Genomic DNA, 18,727 nt, shown 5'->3' on the forward strand with positions numbered 1-18,727 from the left:
TCAGAGAGTGGTTCCAAGCATTTTCCAAAAAGTTAATATTCTATCAGCAATAAAATAAGAGTATTTTTATCATTTTTAGAAAGCTAGTTTTTTCAAAAATATCAATATTGAGTATCTCATACTGTTTATAGAGATTGGAAAAAAGTCTATTCCGGTAGGAATGGAAGAAAAGATGATAGACTCTATAAATTAGATCAAAAGATAGCAGCTAATTTAAGAAGAGAAACTCATGATTGCCGCAAGAATTCCACTATAAAGCCTTTTGGCTCCTTACAACATGAAATCATTAGCAAATTTATGAGATCTTAAATAGCGTGTCACGACAAACTTAGAAGGCTTCAAAGTATTACTAGAAGCATTTTGCAAAGAATGGGTTGTGAGGAGTGTTAAAAAGTTTTATTTCTTCACTTAATTTACGCATCCCTCACCTTAAAACAACATATATACAATCAGTAAGCTATATAGATAAAAAGCAAGTTTATCACTTTTATAGAGAGTTATAAAAACTTAATTTATGAAAAAATGAAGAGTTTGATGATTTTTACCCGCATGTATCTGGAGAGAGATTTCAAGGATATAGCTCGTTTTGTAATGTCAAGGAGTGATATATCGACTTTGAAATGATATAGGAAAACAGAGAGCATATGAGACAAAAAGTTTGCAATGCGATAAAAAGCGTGATCAGAATTATTCAGCTTCCAATGTAAATTTTTATAATGTTAGCAAAATTTCATTGGTATGAGGAAAAATATTTTTTTCTCAAATTGTTGAGAGTTTTATAAAAACTTATATAGGAGAGGTGAATGCGCTTAGGTGGGCGTTTGCGTGCGGCGATAGATGTTTTGCAAGAGATAGAAACTCGGCACTATCCTGCAAGTGAAGTTTTAAAAACTTGGGGAATTTCTCACCGTTTTGCAGGGGCAAGCGACCGTGCAGCAATTGCTACAATCGTTTATGATGTTTTAAGACGGCGTTATTCTTTACAATGGCGTATGGAAAGCGATGATATGAGGGATATCGCTTTTGGTGCCTTATTAGATGTTGGACAAATGACAATTGAACAAATTGATGATGAATTAGAAGAAGATCGATTTTCGCCACAGCGATTAGGAACGAGACAACGTCAATCATGGAAAAAACAACAATTAGTTGATGCACCAGATTACATTCGTGGTGATATTCCTCAATGGTGTCAAGGACATTTTCTCCCTTTACATTCTGATAATTTTATTATTGAAGCTGCGGCATTAGCAACACGTCCTCCTTTAGATTTGCGTGTGAATAGTTTGAAGACTACACCAGAAAAAGTTCTTAAAGAATTAGCAAAAAACAAAGCTGAAATGCTGCCATGGTTTCCACAAGCCTTAAGAGTTGCACCGATTGAAAAATTTGAGCGTCATCCCAATCTTCAGGTGGAGTTTGCTTTTCAGGAGGGGCACTTTGAAATACAGGATTTAGGATCTCAGATTGTTGCTTGTCTTGCCGAAGCAAAAGCGAATATGCAGCTATTGGATTATTGTGCTGGAGCTGGTGGAAAAACGTTAGCTTTAGCTGCTTCTATGGAGAATCAGGGGAAAATTTATGCTTACGATTCAGATAAAGTTCGTTTGGCGCCTATTTTTGATCGCCTTCGACGTGCTGGTGTTTGTAATGTACAGCCATGTGAGGATTTAGCAGAACTAAAACCGTTCGTAGGTCAAATGGATATCGTGTTGTTAGATGCACCATGTAGTGGAACAGGAACCTGGCGGCGGCGTCCAGATACAAAATGGCATTTGACGTTAGAACAGGTAAGGCAACGACAAACGGAACAGAGGGCTATTTTAAATGAGGCTATAGATTATCTTAAGCCAAATGGTCGTTTGGTTTATATTACATGTTCTCTCTTGGTCGATGAAAATGAGGAGCAAATTTTTCATTTTCTTCAACAACACTCCAATTTCTACCCAATCAATATGCGTACACTTTGGCAAAAATATTTTCATTTTTCATCTATTCAACCAATCTTTTCGAGTTATGGACTCACTTTATCGCCAGCAACAACAAAAACAGATGGTTTCTTTTTATCTGTGTTGCAAAAAAATCATTGATACATATTTTTGCATTTTTTATTGTAAATTTTATGAGAAGAACATTTTTCTCAAACAAACAGACTTGTGAAAAGAGAAAGATTGAATAATAAATCCTATTTGTTCGCTTTTATAATTGATTGATTGGTTTTCTATGAGCATCTCACATCCAGACACTCTTCTTATTATTGATTTTGGTTCACAAGTGACACAACTTATTGCACGGCGAGTGCGGGCAATAGGTGTTTATTGTGAAATTGTTCCTTTTCAATCTGCTTTAGAAAGCCTTAAACGAATAAAACCTAAAGCCATTATTTTATCGGGTAGCCCTTTTTCAGTGATTGATGATGGTTCGCCACGTGCCCCGATGGAGGTCTTTGAGATTGGTGTTCCAGTCCTTGGTATTTGCTATGGCGAACAAGTGATGTGTGTTCAACTTGGCGGGAAAGTTGAAGCTGGATATGAGCGTGAATTTGGGCGCGCTCTTTTGGAAGTGCAAGAGAAAAGTGCACTTTTTGACGGAGTGTGGGAAAAAGGCTCTTGTTATCAAGTATGGATGAGTCATGGTGATCGTGTAACAATGTTACCAGAAGGGTTTCATGTTATAGGAACATCAAAAGGGGCACCTTATGCTGCGATTGCTGATGAAAAAAGGCGCTTTTACGCAGTACAGTTTCATCCTGAAGTGGTGCATACACCAGATGGTACGAAGCTTTTGAAAAACTTTATTCATAATATCTCTGGTCTTAAAGATGATTGGTCCATGGCTTCCTACCGTGAGCAAGCAATTGCTATGATACGGCAAAAAGTTGGAAAAAGTCGTGTCATTTGTGGCCTTTCAGGTGGTGTGGATTCGTCAGTTGTGGCTGTGCTTCTCCATGAAGCGATAGGAGATCAACTGACATGTATTTTGGTAGATCACGGATTGATGCGCAAGAATGAAGCGGAAGAGGTTCTTACACTCTTTCGTGACCATTATAATATAGAGCTTATCCATGTAAATGCTGCCCACATGTTTCTCGCTGCTCTAGAAGGTGAGACAGATCCAGAGAAAAAGCGCAAAACAATTGGTCGTCTTTTTATTGAAGTATTTGAAGAAGAAACCAAGAAAATTGGAGGGGCGGAGTTTTTAGCACAGGGTACACTTTATCCAGACGTCATTGAGAGTGTTTCAGCCATTGGTGAATCGGTAACAATTAAAAGCCATCATAATGTAGGGGGGTTGCCGGAACAGATGAATATGAAACTTGTAGAACCATTACGGGAGTTGTTTAAGGATGAGGTTCGCTCGCTAGGGCGAGAGTTGGGACTACCAGAGCAATTTATTGGTCGTCATCCTTTTCCCGGTCCTGGTCTTGCAATTCGGTGCCCAGGTGCAGTGACACGTGAAAAATTAGAAATTTTATGTGAAGCGGATGCTATTTATCTTGATGAAATTCGTAAAGCTGGTCTTTATGATAAAATTTGGCAAGCTTTTGCTGTTCTTCTTCCTGTTCAGACTGTTGGGGTGATGGGTGATGGGCGCACTTATGAATTTGTTTGCGCTCTTCGTGCAGTAACATCTGTCGATGGAATGACTGCTGATTTTTATCCCTATGATATGGAATTTTTAAGCAAAACCGCAGCACGTATTATTAATGAAGTCAGGGGCATTAATCGTGTTGTTTATGATGTCACTTCAAAACCTCCTGGGACCATTGAGTGGGAATGATCCAACATTTTAAGGAATGCACTTAATGGTGTGGAAATGCACTCAATCAATAAGGCTTTTAGGCTTTTTTATTTTTATGTTTGTTATAAAGCAACAATTGGCGAAAGTGCTAAAGAAGGAGACTTAAGCCTTTGTTTTTCTGCTACAAGATTGATCGACAGAAGTTTATATAAAAGCAGAAATGATAGGCTTTGTATCGTGGTACTATCTCATCAAGGTGAAGGAAGTGGATGCTACAATTTCGGCAATGAGTATTGTTTGTCGTAATAAGGAATCTGTATTTTTGAGATGACTAAGTTTTAAATAAATTGGGGCGAAAAGTATGGGCGCTTTTACTGAATGCTTATCGGAAATACAGTATCATAGTAACATAATTGATTTATAAATGATAATTCATCATTTTAAATGTAAAATAAGAGCACTGAAGATTCTAAATTTTCTTGTTTCAAATCTGTTTTATGTTACATCAATCAAAATCATTTGCTTGTGTATTATAAGCGCCATGAGCATGTGGATCAAAATATTAAAAAAAGAAGTAATACACTTCTTATGAATGGTCTTAATACAAGGGCTTTTAGAGCATAATAGGCTTGAAAGTCAGGGAAGGTCGTACACTAGACAACCGCTATTGTCTTTTTAGAATTGTATTGACAAAGGTGGTAAGCAGAATTTTAAGCTGCTGGCTGAGGTTACTGCAAACGCTTTTTTACTCACTAGGATGAAACAATAAGAACGAAAAGGATAGATTTTCAGGAAGCTATGAGGACTTTACGTGAAAGATGCAGCTTATGCTCTTTCTGAAATGAGGAACGATAATGAAAGAGCACTCATGTGTTTTTTAGCCATTTTAAACCGATTGTTAGAACATTTATCCAGTTGTACTTTATCAATAGCAAGGGACATGGCACCGATAATTTTGGATTCTTTCAAAAAGCCAATGTACAATATTATGCTTTGTGGATGATGATATTGGCGATTTATAGATTGGTATATTTTTTGGAATGTCTTTCCCATATTGAGTCTCCTATTCGTTTCTTTAAATTTTTAAGCTGTATTATCGTATACCGCGGGATGTACAAAAACGATAGTTTTATAAACATGTGAAAAAGTTTTATTATTGTGTCCTAAAATTTGCTGAAAAATATTAAAATAATCGAGCTTTCAGTACTTCTGTTTTTTTCGTAAATCAATAGAGATGATCTGTTATCTATGAATCAGTATTCGTGTTGTTAACGCGATGTGTTCTCGCATAAGTTTAATCACTTATCTTGTTGGGTATGAGACGTTGATTTCTGGATATGTTAAGGGGTGAGCTGTGTTCTATTTTGGATTTTTCTCGGAAGAGAAATTATCTTTAGCCTTGGTGGGCATAGTGGGATAGTCCAGATTATTATACAGAACTGAGTTTCGTGTTTTTTGTTGAACAGTGTTCTAGCCCACATTGGGGAGTATGATGCAAAAGAGGTTGTCTCAATGTTATCGTACTGACAGGCTTAGATATTGATGTGATGCTGTATGGTAAAAGATGCGTTGTTTTTGGTAGGGGGCTACCAGTTATTGGTTCGTTTCATGCTGATCTTGCTAATCTATGGTTGTGAATGGAGGGCTGTTTTGGCGTGTGACGAGGCTATTTTTTACAGAGGCATTGTGGGGCATTATTGGGGTGGTTGCATGCAAAACAGAGCCACGGGCAAGGTGATGCTTCCTCTTACTGTCCACTTCAACAAAATATATTTTTGTATCGTATCCTATAGAATAAAGGTAGAAAAATGTCTGATCTCAGTATGATTGAACGTGCAAAATTAGAACAACTTTTTGGCATGCGTAGCGGTTATGTGTTGGAATTTAGTAACTTTACTTTTAGCGATTTTTTTAGAAGCTATAAAATCAATATAGATGATGAAAAATACTATGTGATAGGAACATCCAAAGCTAACTGGATGCGTGCTTTTTGGAATAGAAATGGTAACTATATTGTGGGTACGGTTATTGAAGGAGTGATAAACTATACTCTTGTACAGGGGTGGCTTTGTAAAATAAATAACCAACAACTGATTAATGAATGTCAAGAAATTGCACAGCGACTCCTCAATTGCCAATCTGTAGCCGAACTGGATGCGTTAATTGCTACCACTGATGAGTTGGATTTTGAATTAGTAGCAAAGCATATCCGTGACGCTATTGATAAGAATCAGCCTGAGGGTGGTTTGGATCGACTACATACCTTCGTCCACAAGTTCCTCCGACCAAGATGCAAAGCGTACGATATCGAAATTACTCGTGATAAGTCATTAAATAGTGTTTTTGGTGAGTATGTGAAGGCGCTTAAAAAGGAGAGGTATCTTGAGTCAAGGATGACTGAGCGTATCCTGAAAAGTAGTATCTCAGTGTTAGAGGATTTTAACGGTGTGCGTAACAATAAAAGCTTAGTCCATGATAATCCAGTCCTCAATTATGAAGAAAGTCTTTTAATTTTCAATTATATCGCAGCTTTGATTCGGTTTATCAAATCACTAGAAGAAAAGATTCAATCTGGAATGGTTCAAGCTCAGAAAAGTACCTATAATTTTGACAGTCTCCCATTTTAATTTCAAAAAAGTTGCTATAAAAACGGCATAAATCCCTTAATAATAAACTTTTCTTTTGGTTGAGGAAGGGGGCAAAGCCACTTGGTCCGGAAGAGGTATTCAAGCTGCTGTATATTATCTGTGCAGTCTGTTGGCGTGATATTCTAGAATGACTAATCGATTTTAAGTTGATATTCCAGCGGGCAGTATGTTTCTGGTAAGGAGTAGAAAGGTTGACGAAATAAGAAAGTTCTAACCTTTTAATCTCAGCATGAGATTTTTCGTAGTATTTCTGTTACATGAGATAAGAATATGTTTTTTAAAATGATTTATAGTTTATAATTGCGTGAGAGATTAAAATACAAACTTCTTAAGAAAGATGCCTTGAGAGTTTGATATTTGAGAAAATAATCAGGAAAAGACAATGCTTTCAAAAACTTATTGTTTTTTTTGGCACAACTTTGAGAAATCACTATCTGGTCCTGTGTTATTTAATTCATTAAAAACGGAGAAATGTGAAATTTTATATGTCTGAGAAAAAAATTGTTGCACATCGTGGTGGAGCTCATCTTTATCCTGAGAATACACTTTCGGCATTTCGTCATGCAATTGCGTTGGGAGTTGATGAAATTGAATGTGATGTTCATATGCTTAAAAGCGGTGAAGTGGTTGTATTTCACGATTTTCGTCTAGAACAATTGGTTGGAAAAACAGGATATATTCATGATATTGATAATGAAACACGCAAACAACTTCGTGTCAGAGGAAGTGCTGAGGCTCCTCCTTTGCTAGAAGAAGTGCTCGATCTTTTAGCACCAACCAATGTTGCATTACATCTTGAAATTAAAACATGCGGTAAAGTTGAGTGTGAGAAGACTTTATCTCAAAAAGCACTGGCGTTGGTAAAAAGCCGAAATTTAACAGAACGCGTTTCTGCAATCAGCTTTGATCCTGCAAGTCTCCACCCCTTTATTGAAGCAGGCATAACATCTGGCCCGTGTATTGATAGTTTTGAAGGGGGGATGCACCAGCGTTTTTCTGAGTGGAGACAACAGGGATATTCGGATTTAAGTTTAGACGGCTCCATTGTGCCACGGGATTTTGTTGAATCTGCGGTTGATGCTGGTTTTACTGTAGGAGTATGGACAATCAACGGGAAAGCTCGGTTATTGCATTGGCTTGACATGCCTGTGCATTATATCACAACAGATCAACCTGATCTTGCTTTACAGTTGCGCACACAAAGATAAAAACACGCACTTATAATACAAAAAGCAACGCTTCTTAAAGAAATGGAATGATAGAAAAACGTAAGCAATATTGATTAAGATTGGTTATGATGTCCAAATCCGATCTTTACTTATTTGTTGTGCGTTTTCCAGTGCTTTTATTAAAAGTATGAAAGTTTTTATGTGCGACTGTAAAACTTAGGTTTTTACCATAGTCGTGTGTCAAGCGTTCTTTTATTTCAATGGTAAAAATATTGTCATTCCAACGCGTTAAAATATGGCATCCTGTTCCAATAGGTTTGATAAGTTCAATTTGTGTGTGAAAGATAGGTCCCTGATCTGGGTATTCTCCTAATAAGATTATTTCTGGTCTGAATGCTAAAAGATCAGTTTCGTTGTTATAGGATAATGAGTGACCTAAATATTGTTCTAGATTTTGACGATCAAGAAAGTTCATAGGAGGTGAGCCAATAAAACCGGCAACAAATGTTGTTGCTGGGTAATCATAAATTTCCATTGGTGTTCCAATTTGCTCTATATTGCCTTTGTTAATAACAACGATTCTATCAGCTAATGTCATGGCTTCTAGTTGGTCATGGGTAACATAGAGACTGGTTGTTCCTAAGGAGCGTTGGAGTGTTTTAATTTCGATACACATTTGCGCACGTAATTTCGCGTCAAGGTTTGAAAGAGGCTCGTCAAAGAGAAAGACGCGTGGTTTGCGTACAATCACACGTCCCATGGCAACACGTTGGCGTTGTCCTCCTGATAATTGTCGTGGTTTACGATCCAGAAACGACTCTATTTGTAAAAGTTTTGCAGCATGTGTGATACGTCTCTTTATCTCATCTTTAGGGGTTTTACGATTTTTAAGACCATATTCTAAGTTTCCACGAACTGTCATATGGGGGTAAAGTGCGTAATTTTGAAAAACCATAGCAACATCGCGATCAGCTGGTTCGCGTTCATTGATACGCTCATTATCAATAAAGAGCTCACCTGAGGTAACTTGTTCAAGCCCTGCAATAATGCGTAACAGTGTTGACTTGCCACATCCTGAAGGACCAACAAGGACAAGAAGTTCTCTATCGGCAATTGTTAAGTTTAAATCATGAATGACTATAATGCCGTTGTCATATTGTTTTTTTATATTTGATAACTGGATTATAGCCACAGTTATTTCTCCGTTTCAATAAGGCCTTTGATAAAAAGCCGTTGCATGCAAATGACGACAAGAACAGGCGGCACCATGGCAACAACCGATACAGCCATAAGGATATTCCATTGAGGATCATGTTGAATTGATTCAACGATAAGTTGCTTCAGAATAATAAGAATAGTTTGATGATTTTGATCTGTTGTAACGATAAGAGGCCAGAGATATTGGACCCATCCGTAGATGAACATAATGATAAATAAGGCAGCTATATTGCTCTTGCTAAGAGGAAGAAGAATATCTTTAAAAAATTTAAAGGGACCTGCACCATCAACACGAGCTGCTTCTAAAAGTTCATCAGGAACAGTTAGAAAAAATTGACGAAATAAAAATGTAGCAGTTGCGGATGCAATGAGTGGAATGATCATTCCACCGTAGCTGTTTATCATACCTAATTGTGCAACGACTGTATATGTTGGGATAATACGAATTTCTACAGGCAACATCAGTGTGATAAAGATGAGAGCAAAAGCAGTTTTTCGAAAAGGAAAACGCATGTAGACAATTGCATAAGCAGAAAGGATTGAAATAATAATTTTTCCAACACTAATACCAATTGCCATAATAAGTGAATTCATTAAAAGTGGCCAAAGGTTAGGTAGTCCAAGTTGGGAAAGCCCATCGCCAAAGATTGTTTTATAATTTTCCAGAGTGTAGCTTCCCGGTAAAAGAGGAAGTGTGCCTGAGTTGAATGCTTCTGAACTATGGGTTGATGCAATGATAGCGATATAAACGGGAAAGCAAATAATGATAATGCCAATAATGAGAACAAGATGGGTGAGAGCTTTTAAAATAGGGCGGTTTTCAACCATAATTTGCTTCCTAATATTGTACGCGGCGTTCAATCCAGCGAAACTGAATAAACGTTAAAGCGATAACCATCAACATCAATATTGTAGATTGTGCCGCTGAGGCACCAATGATTTGATTTTTAAAACCATCATCATATATCTTATAGACAAGAGTGCTTGTGGCACGTGCAGGTCCTCCAGAGGTTATGTTATCGATAATACCGAATGTATCGAACATAACGTACTGGATATTGACAACAAGAAGAAAAAAAGTAGTTGGTGAAATTTGCGGAAAAACGATGGTCCAAAATCGTTTAAAAGGATGAGCACCATCAATTGCCGCTGCTTCTATTTGAGAACGGGGAACAGATTGAAGGCCGGCAAGAAAAAAGAGAAAGTTGTAGGATATTTGTTTCCAGCTGGCTGCAATCACAATAAGAATCATTGCTTGAGTACCATTAATACGATAATTCCATATAACACCTATTTTTTTGAGAAGTGCTGGGGCAATCCCGATGGTTGGATGAAAGATAAACAACCATAATATTCCAGCTAATACTGGAGCAACAGCATAGGGCCAGAGTAAAAGCGTTGTGTAAGCTTTTTTTGCGTGGATGACACGATCAACACAGACAGCTAAAAGAAGTGATATTGTCATTGAAGTGACAGTGACGGAAATGGAAAATACTGCAGTGGTAAGAAGTGACTTTAGATAAGCAGGATCAGAAAAAAGGGTGATATAATTGTCAAAACCAATAAAGGTGGTCTTAAAACCGAAAGGATCCTCACGCTCAAAGGATGATTTTATTGCTTGGGCTGCAGGCCAAAAGAAAAACAAAATCGTTATAATGAGTTGAGGCAAAATCAGCCAGTAAGAGAGTAAGATATTTTTGAAATATGCATGTTTTTCTTGCATTTGGAGAGTTCTTTAAATACCGAAACCTTAGAAAGATGAACAGGAGAGGATTAAAACATTCAACTTGTAAGTTGATCCATTAACCCTCTTAGTCATCACAATAAACTCTAACGATTGACTTTTTCAAATTCACGTAATAGTTTATTACCACGTTCAACAGCTGTGTCTAATCCCTTTTGGGGTGTTTTTGAACCATTAAGAACGGCTTCTAATTCCTGATCAAGAATGGAACGAATTTGCGGTAAGTTACCAAATCTTATGCCTTTTGAATTTATAGTTGGTGTGTGGAGATTAATTTGTTTAATGGCAATGTCCGCTCCAACATTTTTATTATAGTAATGCTCTTTTTTACTTAATTCGTAAGCAGCTTTTGTTATTGGCAGATATCCTGTTATCTGGTGCCAGCGAGCTTGATTATCTGCTCTCGAAATATATTTAAGGAAGGCGGCAGCACCTGCATATTCCTCAGGAGTATGCCCTCTTAAAGCCCAAATAGAAGCTCCTCCAATAATTGAGTTTTGTGGTGCACTTTTTACATCATCATAATAGGGAAGCATACCAAACCCAACGTTAAACTGCGCCTCGGAAAGGATTCCAGCACGCGATCCTGAAGATTGCATAAAAATTGCACAGTTTTGTGTCATAAACATGGGCGTCGCATCCAATGCGCCTGCTGGTCCTCCATAGCGGAAAATTCCTTGATCAGACCATTTTTTAAGATCAGACCACATACGCACTTGTAAAGGCCCATTAAAGGAAAGTTGTGAATCAAGACCACCAAAACCATTTTCTTTCGTTCCAAAAGGAATGTTATGCAATGCTGAAAAATTTTCTATTCCAATCCATTGAGCAGCATAAGACATTGTGAAACCACAACTTGCTGCTTTAGTCTCAAGAATTTTTTGGGAGAAGTTTTCTATATCTTGCCATGTTTTAGGTGGTTGTTCTGGATCAAGTCCTGCTTTTTTAAAAATATCTTTATTATAATAAAGAATAGCTGTTGAAGAATTAAATGGCATAGAAAGCATTCGTCCCTGAATATCAGAATAATAACCACTAATAGCAGGTAAATAATCAGCGGAATCGAACTCTTGTTTTGCATCAGCCATAAGCTGATAAATAGGGTAAACAGCACCTTGCGCCGCCATCATAGTTCCAGTACCTATTTCATAAATTTGCGCCAGAACCGGTTGTTGTTTTCCGCGAAATGCTGAAATGAGCGAAATCATGCCTTCTTCATATTCACCACGAAACGATGGGACGACTTCATACTCAGATTGACTAGCATTAAAGTCATGAACGAGACGTTCAGTTTGTTTTCCCAGTTCACCACTCATAGAATGCCAAAAACTAATTTTTGTTTGCGCAAGAGACACCGTTGTCATGCTGACAGCAACCGTGAATGCCGCTATAGAAAAACAAAAACGATTCATGCTTCCCCCTTTCTTAAGTGATGGAATGCAAGTTCTCTCTAAGTTTACAGTATTACACATGCACATGCCATGACAATTTATTTCAAAAATAAACAAGTTCATTTAAACAGGAACCACTAAAAGGTCAAATAAATTTGTTTAGATTCTCCAGTTTTCCTTTGTGAGAGCGAAGACATTTTAATGAAATATAAATTTATAAAGATCTTACTATAAATGAGAAATAGTCAAAATATGAAAAACAACAGGGGGAAAAAGCGAAAATATAGATACAAAGTGCCATTTGGCTAAAATTCTTACCGTATTCATTTATGATCATCGAGATGATTCTTAGCTGTTGTATTATTTATCTTATAATTTGGAAATCCTAGTTTTGAAGTTGTTGTTATCCCGATTATAGTGATTTTAAAAATCTATTGTGACGTTTTTATTTCTCAAATTTTTTGTTAACGCATCAAAGTTATGCGTCAGGTTGGTGCTTTATGAACAACTCTAACATTTTGATTCTAAAGGTTACGAAGATTATTTTGAATGTTTAATGGTGTCTTTTATGAACAAGAAAAGTAGGGTTCATTTTGGCGTTTTTGATACAGCTCTCAGACTGTGATGTAGAAGATATTTAAAAAGTCTGTTGAGAGATTTTAAGTTTTCTATTTCAAAATTATTATATCTTTATCTCCTACTCATAGCTGATTTCGCCCAATAAGAATATCATCAAATATTATTGTAGGTTCTAACTCTTATGATTTTTTATTTTTATTTTATAGGGACATTTTTTTATTTTGTTATCGCATCGATAATAGTCTCAATATTATGCTCTATCATATCAAGATAAGTTGCAGCAGGGCCATTTTCGTTTGAGAGTGCATCAGAATAGAGTGTTCCACCTATTTTTAAACCTGTTTCTTCTGAAATTTGTTTTATAAGGCGGGGGGTAAATATATTTTCGACAAATAGTGCGGCTGCTTTATAAGTCTTAATTTGTTTGATAAGTTTGGCGACATCGGCTGCAGTCGCTTCAGATTCTGTTGAAGCGCTTTGGGGTGCAAGTATGGTAAAATCATATTCTTTGGCAAAATAGTCAAAGGCATCATGAGATGTAATAATAATTCGTTTATCTTTTGGGATTGTAGCAAGCTTTGCTTTAAGTGTTTTTTGCATTCTTTGAAGTTTTTGAATGTAGGAATCAGCGTTTTTGCGATAATTTACGCAGGATTTTTGATCAATTTTACAGAAAGCAGCCGCGATATTCTTAATATAAATTTCAACATTAGGGATAGTTTGCCAAGCATGTGGATCAATATTGCTGTGATGGTGATGTTGCTGGGTGCTGTGTTCTTGATTTTTAAGTTCAAGGGGTGAAACATTGGCACTTGCGTTGACGAGAAGCGCTTTTGTGCCACTCGCTGTGATGAGGCGGTCAATAAAACCTTCTAAATGAAGTCCATTAATGAAAATAATTTCAGCTTTTTTAAGAGTTTGCGCATCACGAGGCGTGGGTTCATAAGTGTGGGTATTTGCATTAGGACCTACAAGAGTGGTCATCGAAATATGATCTCCTCCCACATTTTTTACAAAATCAGCAAGAATAGAAAAACTCGCGACAACTTTAATTTTATTATGTGCAGAAGCAGAGAAAGGAAAAAAGAAAAGCAATAAGAAAGTACCAAGAAAAACAAATTTTTGAAAAAATTGAGTCATATTATTTCCTTGAGATGAGAAGGTACTTATACAAAAGGTGGGGAAATCGTACCATAATAAAGCCGCGTGGACTTATGAAGCATGAAAAAAGATAAATAGATCCAGCGGCAATAATGATAGCGGGACCAGAGGGAAGGGATAGGTGAAAAGAAAGCAGGAGTCCGCAGATACTAGCGACAATTCCTAGAAGAATGGAAAGTATGCAGATAGGTCCCAAACGTGAAAGCCAAAAACGGGCAGTAATTGCTGGAATCATCATAATGCCGACAGAGAGTAATGTTCCCAGTGATTGAAATCCTCCTACAAGATTCAATACTACAAGTCCGAGCAGTGATACATGAATGTATTTGCTCAATGGAGAGAGTGATTTAAAAAAGAAGGGATCAAAACTTTCCACGACAAGGGCGCGCCAGAAAATGCTGAGGCTACACACTGTGATGAGCGTTATGATTGCGATCAGTAGAAGAGATTGTGTATCAAGAGCAAGCACTGAACCAAATAAGAAATGAAGGAGATCGACCGTGGAATTTTTAAGGGAAACAATAATGACACCTGCCGCGAGTGCAATCAGGTAAAAGACTGTCAGAGACGCATCTTCTTTCTGCACGCTGTTACGTGAAGTCAAGGCAGTTGCTAAAGCAACAATGACACCAGCTAAGATACCACCAAGAGTCATAGATATAAGGGAGAAGCCAGAAAAAAGAAAAGCGACTGCAACACCAGGAAGAATAGCATGAGATATGGCATCCCCTGTTAAACTCATTCCACGCAGCATCAAAAATACACCAACAGGACAGGCACTGATAGATAAGAGAACTGAACCGATAAGTGCATTTCGCATAAAATGGAAGTCAACGAAAGGAGCAAGAAAAAATGAGTACACTTAAATTATAACCTCATAGAATGAGAATCATTAAGAGAAAAGTTTTGTTTTGGTGCGTTGATCCCTAAAGAGTTGGGTGTAAGCGGGGGAATGACGTGGTAGCTCCTATTATTAGGAAGAAACTGTATTGTTTCTCCATAAAAGGCGTTCTGTCTATCAATATGGATGATGTTGGGAAAATATTTTTTCACAATGAGAGGATCATGAAGGACTGTAAGAACTGTCCGTCCTTGTTTCTGCCATTGCGAGATCAACGCAAGAAGATCTTTTTGGGTATTATGGTCAACACCATTAAAAGGCTCATCAAGCAAGATAATATCAGCATCTTGTATAATAATACGCGCGAAAAGAGCCCGTTGTAACTGTCCACTTGAGAGCGTTTCCAGTGAATGGGTTGCGAGCATTGTGAGCCCAACTGTCTCAAGTGCGTTTTGAATTTTAGAGCGATAAGGACGTTGGCTTTTCCATAATCCACAAAAAGACCATAGTCCTGTTTTTATAAGTGTTCTTACATCAATTGGAAATGTTTTGTCGATATCACATTGTTGAGCAAGATATGCAATTCGACTTCTTTTGGGCTTTATGATTCTGCCTTGGAGGGGTTTAATTAATCCAGCGATGGTTTTGAGGAGTGTAGACTTTCCAGCACCGTTATCACCTGTTATGGCGACCAATGCGCCAGATTGTAATTTTGCTGAAAAGCTTTTTATTGCTACTCTATGAGCGTAGCCTAATGTCGCGTTATTGAAATGCAGTCCCATAATTTGCACTACCTTTTTATTGATCTCGAATAGTTATGTAATAATATAACGTTTGTCAATAAAATGTTACATTATTACGTATATTTTGGACGTTGATAGTTTTAGTGGGAAGATCGTGGAAAATTCAAAAAAACGGTTGGATTTTTCTTGACGAAAAAGAGAGTGTGTATACTATATATAGTATCAAAATGATTTGTGATTCTAAATAGACACAAAGTGAGGGTAGAGTGTGTTTCGTTTGGCGTCTAAGTTATTCCCATGATGTAATTGTTAAAGGGGCTGTTGAGCAAGGGTGAGGCAGTATTTCTGCTGATATTTTTCTTGGAAGGTTTTCTTTTCATTTTTATAAGTTCGTTTTTATCATGAGAGCGTATTTAGTATCAGAAAGCGGGTCGGGGTTTTGGTTTTTTTTAGGCAGTAGGAGGGAATTTAAATGCAAGGAAAGGGTTGTTTTATAACCGAGGAGCTTTACCATTTAAGTTGTAGAATAATCGTTCATTCTCGTCGTAATTTTTGAATTATTGTGTGAGAATTTATCTTATGTCTTAAGAAGTTATATGTTGTTTGAGTCAGAGTGTGTCGTGTGTTTTTGCGTACCATGGCCGTTTTTATCATTTTTGAGTCTCTATATAAAGTTGTCAGAATTAGTATCCTTTAAGGGTTGATTTTTAAAAATTGTGAAAGTTAAAAAAATGTCGATCACTATTTATAGCAAGCCGTCTTGTGTTCAATGTGATGCTACGCGTCGTGCCTTTGATGCGAAAGGTATTGATTATCATGTTGTGGACATTTCTCGTGATGAACAAGCATATATCTTTGTTCAGTCTTTGGGGTATCGTCAGGTTCCTGTTGTTGTTTGTGGTGAAAATCATTGGTCTGGTTTTAGACCGGATATGATTAGTGGTCTTTGTGTTTAATGGGGCTTATTGTTTATTATTCGAGTGCAACGGGTAATACGGAACATTTTGTCTCTCAGCTTGGTCAGCGCCTCTTCAAGATTGATCAAAAAAAACCATCTTTGTTGGTTGGTGAGCCCTATGTATTAGCCGTTCCTACTTATGCAGATGGTGAAGGAAGGGGGGCTGTACCGAAAGCAGTTATTCACTTTCTCAATGAACCAGAGAACCGCAAATTCATTCGTGGTGTCATTGGTGGTGGGAATCGTAATTTTGGTCGCTATTATAGTTTAGCGAGCAAGATCATTTCTGAAAAATGTTTTGTGCCTTGCTTATATCGTTTTGAATTACGTGGAACTGATGAAGATATTATTTGTGTAAAGAAGGGATTGGAAAGATTTTGGAAAGAGCCGATATAGAACAATCACAAAAATCAGATCAGATCATGGATTATCATGCGTTGAATGCAATGCTTAATCTTTATGATGAAAATGGTCATATCCAGTTTGATATGGATCGTCTGGCTGCACGTCAATATTTTCTTCAGCATGTGAACAAAAACACAGTTTTTTTTCATAATCTTGAGGAGAAAATAGATTATTTGATAGAAGAGGGATATTATGAAAAAGCTTTGTTTGAGCTTTATGATTTTTCTTTTATCAAAAAGCTTTTCAGGCGTGCTTATGCTTTTAAATTTCGTTTTCCTACATTTGTGGGAGCGTTTAAATATTATACGAGTTACACTCTCAAGACTTTTGATGGGAAGCGCTATCTTGAGCGTTATGAAGACCGTGTCTGTGTTGTCGCATTATATTTAGCACAAGGTGATAAAGCGCTTGCTGAGACTTTTGTAGATGAGATTATTACAGGTCGGTTTCAACCTGCGACGCCAACATTTTTAAATGCAGGAAAAAGGCAACGTGGTGAGTTGGTATCATGTTTTTTGCTGCGTGTTGAAGACAATATGGAGTCAATAGGACGTTCGGTCAACTCAGCTTTACAACTTTCAAAGCGTGGTGGAGGTGTTGCGCTTTGTTTGACAAATTTACGGGAAGCTGGCGCACCGATTAAGAAAATAGAAAACCAATCTTCAGGTGTGTTGCCTGTGATGAAGCTCTTAGAAGATTCTTTTTCTTATGCCAATCAACTTGGTGCACGGCAAGGGGCTGGTGCTGTTTATTTGCATGCACATCATTTAGATATTATGAAGTTTTTAGATACAAAGCGTGAGAACGCTGATGAAAAGGTCAGAATTAAAACACTTTCGCTTGGTGTCGTTATTCCTGATATTACCTTTGAGCTTGCACGTAATAATGAGGATATGTATCTATTCTCACCTTATGATATTGAGCGTGTTACAGGGAAACCTTTTAGCGATATTTCTTTGACAGAGCATTATCGCTCTTTTGTTGATAATGCCAAGATTCGTAAAAAGAAAATAAGTGCACGTGTTTTTTTCCAGACATTAGCAGAGATTCAATTTGAATCAGGTTATCCTTATATTTTATTTGAAGATACTGCCAACCGAGCAAACCCAATAGCGGGTCGTATAAGTATGAGCAATTTATGTTCAGAAATTTTGCAGGTTAGTGAAGCGAGTGAACTAGAGACGGATTTGACTTATCGTACTGTTGGAAGCGATATATCTTGCAATCTTGGTTCAATGAATATTGCAAAAGCAATGGAAAGTTGTGATTTTGGGAAAACTGTAGAAGCTGCTGTTCGCGCTCTGACCGCAGTTTCTGATATGAGCAATATCGCATGCGTGCCTTCTATTGCAAAAGGCAATGCTGAAAGTCATGCAATCGGTTTGGGGCAAATGAATTTGCACGGGTTTTTAGCGCGTGAGCAGATCTATTATGGATCTCCAGAAGCTATCGATTTTACCAATATCTATTTTTATACTGTGACGTATCATGCAATTCGTGCTTCTAATTTAATTGCAAGTGAGCGCCAGAAAACATTTGCAGGCTTTAAAGAGTCAGCTTACGCAGATGGTCGCTTTTTCGCAAAATATATTGAGAAAGAATGGAAACCGGAATTTACCCTTGTCCGGGAGCTTTTTGCGCGTAATAACATTGCTATACCAGATCAAAAAGACTGGCAGGAACTTAAAGATTTAGTGGTTAGGTATGGGCTTTATAATCGCAATTTACAGGCTGTTCCTCCCACGGGTTCTATTTCTTATATCAATCATGCAACATCTTCTATTCATCCAATTGCTTCAAAGATTGAAATTAGAAAAGAGGGAAAAATTGGGCGTGTTTATTATCCTGCTCCTTACATGGATAATACGAATTTAGATTTTTACCAAGATGCTTATGAGATTGGTCCTGAAAAAATTATTGATACCTATGCTGCTGCTACGCAACATGTAGATCAAGGTCTCTCATTAACGTTATTTTTTCCTGATACCGCTAGCACGCGTGACATTAACCGCGCCCAAATTTATGCTTGGAAAAAAGGTATAAAAAGTATTTATTACATACGATTGCGGCAGGTCGCATTGAGAGGAACAGAAGTGGATGGTTGTGTTTCATGCAGCTTATAGGGAGAT

15 protein-coding genes are annotated in these 18,727 nt (G+C 37.3%); 7 read left to right on the forward strand and 8 right to left on the reverse strand.

Annotation, left to right across the window (positions count from 1 at the left end):
• Window positions 1–803 precede the first annotated feature (803 nt).
• Both ABID23_RS03670 and guaA read left to right on the forward strand, forming a co-directional pair.
• Window positions 804–2,090, forward strand: coding sequence for an RsmB/NOP family class I SAM-dependent RNA methyltransferase (locus ABID23_RS03670; protein WP_354189441.1), 1,287 nt, complete (start codon window positions 804–806; stop codon window positions 2,088–2,090).
• Window positions 2,091–2,223: 133 nt separating this feature from the next.
• Window positions 2,224–3,780 carry a glutamine-hydrolyzing GMP synthase gene (guaA, locus tag ABID23_RS03675; protein ID WP_354189443.1) on the forward strand — a complete coding sequence of 519 codons (1,557 nt, stop codon included), beginning with the start codon at window positions 2,224–2,226 and terminating at the stop codon, window positions 3,778–3,780.
• Window positions 3,781–4,566: 786 nt separating this feature from the next.
• Here guaA and ABID23_RS03680 read toward each other — a convergent pair.
• The gene (locus ABID23_RS03680) at window positions 4,567–4,794 is read right to left on the reverse strand and encodes a hypothetical protein (RefSeq protein ID WP_354189445.1); all 228 of its coding nucleotides are present in this window, start codon (window positions 4,792–4,794) and stop codon (window positions 4,567–4,569) included.
• A gap of 755 nt (window positions 4,795–5,549) precedes the next feature.
• Between ABID23_RS03680 and ABID23_RS03685 the strand changes: the two genes are divergently transcribed.
• Entirely contained in the window at window positions 5,550–6,368 is an 819-nt protein-coding gene (locus ABID23_RS03685) for an abortive infection family protein (protein WP_354189447.1), read from the forward strand.
• Window positions 6,369–6,874: 506 nt separating this feature from the next.
• Window positions 6,875–7,597 carry a glycerophosphodiester phosphodiesterase gene (locus ABID23_RS03690; protein WP_354189449.1) on the forward strand — a complete coding sequence of 241 codons (723 nt, stop codon included), beginning with the start codon at window positions 6,875–6,877 and terminating at the stop codon, window positions 7,595–7,597.
• A gap of 106 nt (window positions 7,598–7,703) precedes the next feature.
• On the opposite strand, the gene ABID23_RS03695 is transcribed toward ABID23_RS03690, so the two are convergent.
• From ABID23_RS03695 to ABID23_RS03725, 7 genes are all read right to left on the reverse strand, one after another.
• Complete coding sequence (locus ABID23_RS03695) at window positions 7,704–8,750, reverse strand: sn-glycerol-3-phosphate import ATP-binding protein UgpC (protein ID WP_354189451.1); 1,047 nt, start codon at window positions 8,748–8,750, stop codon at window positions 7,704–7,706.
• A 2-nt stretch (window positions 8,751–8,752) separates the two neighbouring features.
• A complete protein-coding gene (ugpE, locus tag ABID23_RS03700; RefSeq protein WP_354189453.1) occupies window positions 8,753–9,604 on the reverse strand; it encodes a sn-glycerol-3-phosphate ABC transporter permease UgpE in 852 nt (283 codons plus the stop codon).
• Window positions 9,605–9,614: 10 nt separating this feature from the next.
• Window positions 9,615–10,499, reverse strand: coding sequence for a sn-glycerol-3-phosphate ABC transporter permease UgpA (gene ugpA, locus ABID23_RS03705; protein ID WP_354189456.1), 885 nt, complete (start codon window positions 10,497–10,499; stop codon window positions 9,615–9,617).
• Between the two features lie 107 nt (window positions 10,500–10,606).
• Complete coding sequence (gene ugpB, locus ABID23_RS03710) at window positions 10,607–11,932, reverse strand: sn-glycerol-3-phosphate ABC transporter substrate-binding protein UgpB (protein ID WP_354189458.1); 1,326 nt, start codon at window positions 11,930–11,932, stop codon at window positions 10,607–10,609.
• A 774-nt stretch (window positions 11,933–12,706) separates the two neighbouring features.
• Window positions 12,707–13,630 (reverse strand): metal ABC transporter solute-binding protein, Zn/Mn family, encoded by a 924-nt coding sequence (locus ABID23_RS03715; RefSeq protein WP_354189460.1) that lies wholly within the window; start codon window positions 13,628–13,630, stop codon window positions 12,707–12,709.
• 1 nt (window position 13,631) lies between these two features.
• A complete protein-coding gene (locus ABID23_RS03720) occupies window positions 13,632–14,513 on the reverse strand; it encodes a metal ABC transporter permease (protein WP_354189462.1) in 882 nt (293 codons plus the stop codon).
• 5 nt (window positions 14,514–14,518) lie between these two features.
• Window positions 14,519–15,274: an ABC transporter ATP-binding protein gene (locus tag ABID23_RS03725; RefSeq protein WP_354189464.1), complete on the reverse strand. Its 756-nt coding sequence runs from the start codon at window positions 15,272–15,274 to the stop codon at window positions 14,519–14,521.
• Window positions 15,275–15,966: 692 nt separating this feature from the next.
• Between ABID23_RS03725 and nrdH the strand changes: the two genes are divergently transcribed.
• Genes nrdH through nrdE form a run of 3 tightly spaced genes read left to right on the forward strand, consistent with a single transcriptional unit; the run spans window position 15,967 to window position 18,721 of the window.
• Window positions 15,967–16,191, forward strand: a complete 225-nt coding sequence (nrdH, locus tag ABID23_RS03730) for a glutaredoxin-like protein NrdH (RefSeq protein ID WP_354189466.1) — start codon at window positions 15,967–15,969, stop codon at window positions 16,189–16,191.
• Window positions 16,191–16,589, forward strand: coding sequence for a class Ib ribonucleoside-diphosphate reductase assembly flavoprotein NrdI (nrdI, locus tag ABID23_RS03735; protein ID WP_354189469.1), 399 nt, complete (start codon window positions 16,191–16,193; stop codon window positions 16,587–16,589). Before nrdH ends, nrdI begins: the two co-directional genes overlap by 1 nt.
• Entirely contained in the window at window positions 16,571–18,721 is a 2,151-nt protein-coding gene (nrdE, locus tag ABID23_RS03740; protein ID WP_354189471.1) for a class 1b ribonucleoside-diphosphate reductase subunit alpha, read from the forward strand. The genes nrdI and nrdE overlap by 19 nt, the downstream gene beginning before the upstream one ends.
• Window positions 18,722–18,727: the final 6 nt, after the last annotated feature.

This window comes from Bartonella silvatica, from assembly GCF_040545155.1.
GTDB classification, from domain to species: Bacteria; Pseudomonadota; Alphaproteobacteria; order Rhizobiales; family Rhizobiaceae; genus Bartonella; species Bartonella silvatica.

Excerpts from the sequence above, each read along its gene's own strand:
- ugpA (WP_354189456.1), bottom strand. The coding sequence starts at position 10,499 with ATGCAAGAAAAACATGCATATTTCAAAAATATCTTACTCTCTTACTGG.
- ugpB (WP_354189458.1), bottom strand. The coding sequence starts at position 11,932 with ATGAATCGTTTTTGTTTTTCTATAGCGGCATTCACGGTTGCTGTCAGC.
- ABID23_RS03680 (WP_354189445.1), bottom strand. The coding sequence starts at position 4,794 with ATGGGAAAGACATTCCAAAAAATATACCAATCTATAAATCGCCAATAT.
- ABID23_RS03690 (WP_354189449.1), top strand. The coding sequence starts at position 6,875 with ATGTCTGAGAAAAAAATTGTTGCACATCGTGGTGGAGCTCATCTTTAT.
- nrdI (WP_354189469.1), top strand. The coding sequence starts at position 16,191 with ATGGGGCTTATTGTTTATTATTCGAGTGCAACGGGTAATACGGAACAT.
- ugpE (WP_354189453.1), bottom strand. The coding sequence starts at position 9,604 with ATGGTTGAAAACCGCCCTATTTTAAAAGCTCTCACCCATCTTGTTCTC.
- nrdH (WP_354189466.1), top strand. The coding sequence starts at position 15,967 with ATGTCGATCACTATTTATAGCAAGCCGTCTTGTGTTCAATGTGATGCT.
- ABID23_RS03715 (WP_354189460.1), bottom strand. The coding sequence starts at position 13,630 with ATGACTCAATTTTTTCAAAAATTTGTTTTTCTTGGTACTTTCTTATTG.
- guaA (WP_354189443.1), top strand. The coding sequence starts at position 2,224 with ATGAGCATCTCACATCCAGACACTCTTCTTATTATTGATTTTGGTTCA.
- ABID23_RS03670 (WP_354189441.1), top strand. The coding sequence starts at position 804 with ATGCGCTTAGGTGGGCGTTTGCGTGCGGCGATAGATGTTTTGCAAGAG.
- ABID23_RS03725 (WP_354189464.1), bottom strand. The coding sequence starts at position 15,274 with ATGGGACTGCATTTCAATAACGCGACATTAGGCTACGCTCATAGAGTA.
- ABID23_RS03685 (WP_354189447.1), top strand. The coding sequence starts at position 5,550 with ATGTCTGATCTCAGTATGATTGAACGTGCAAAATTAGAACAACTTTTT.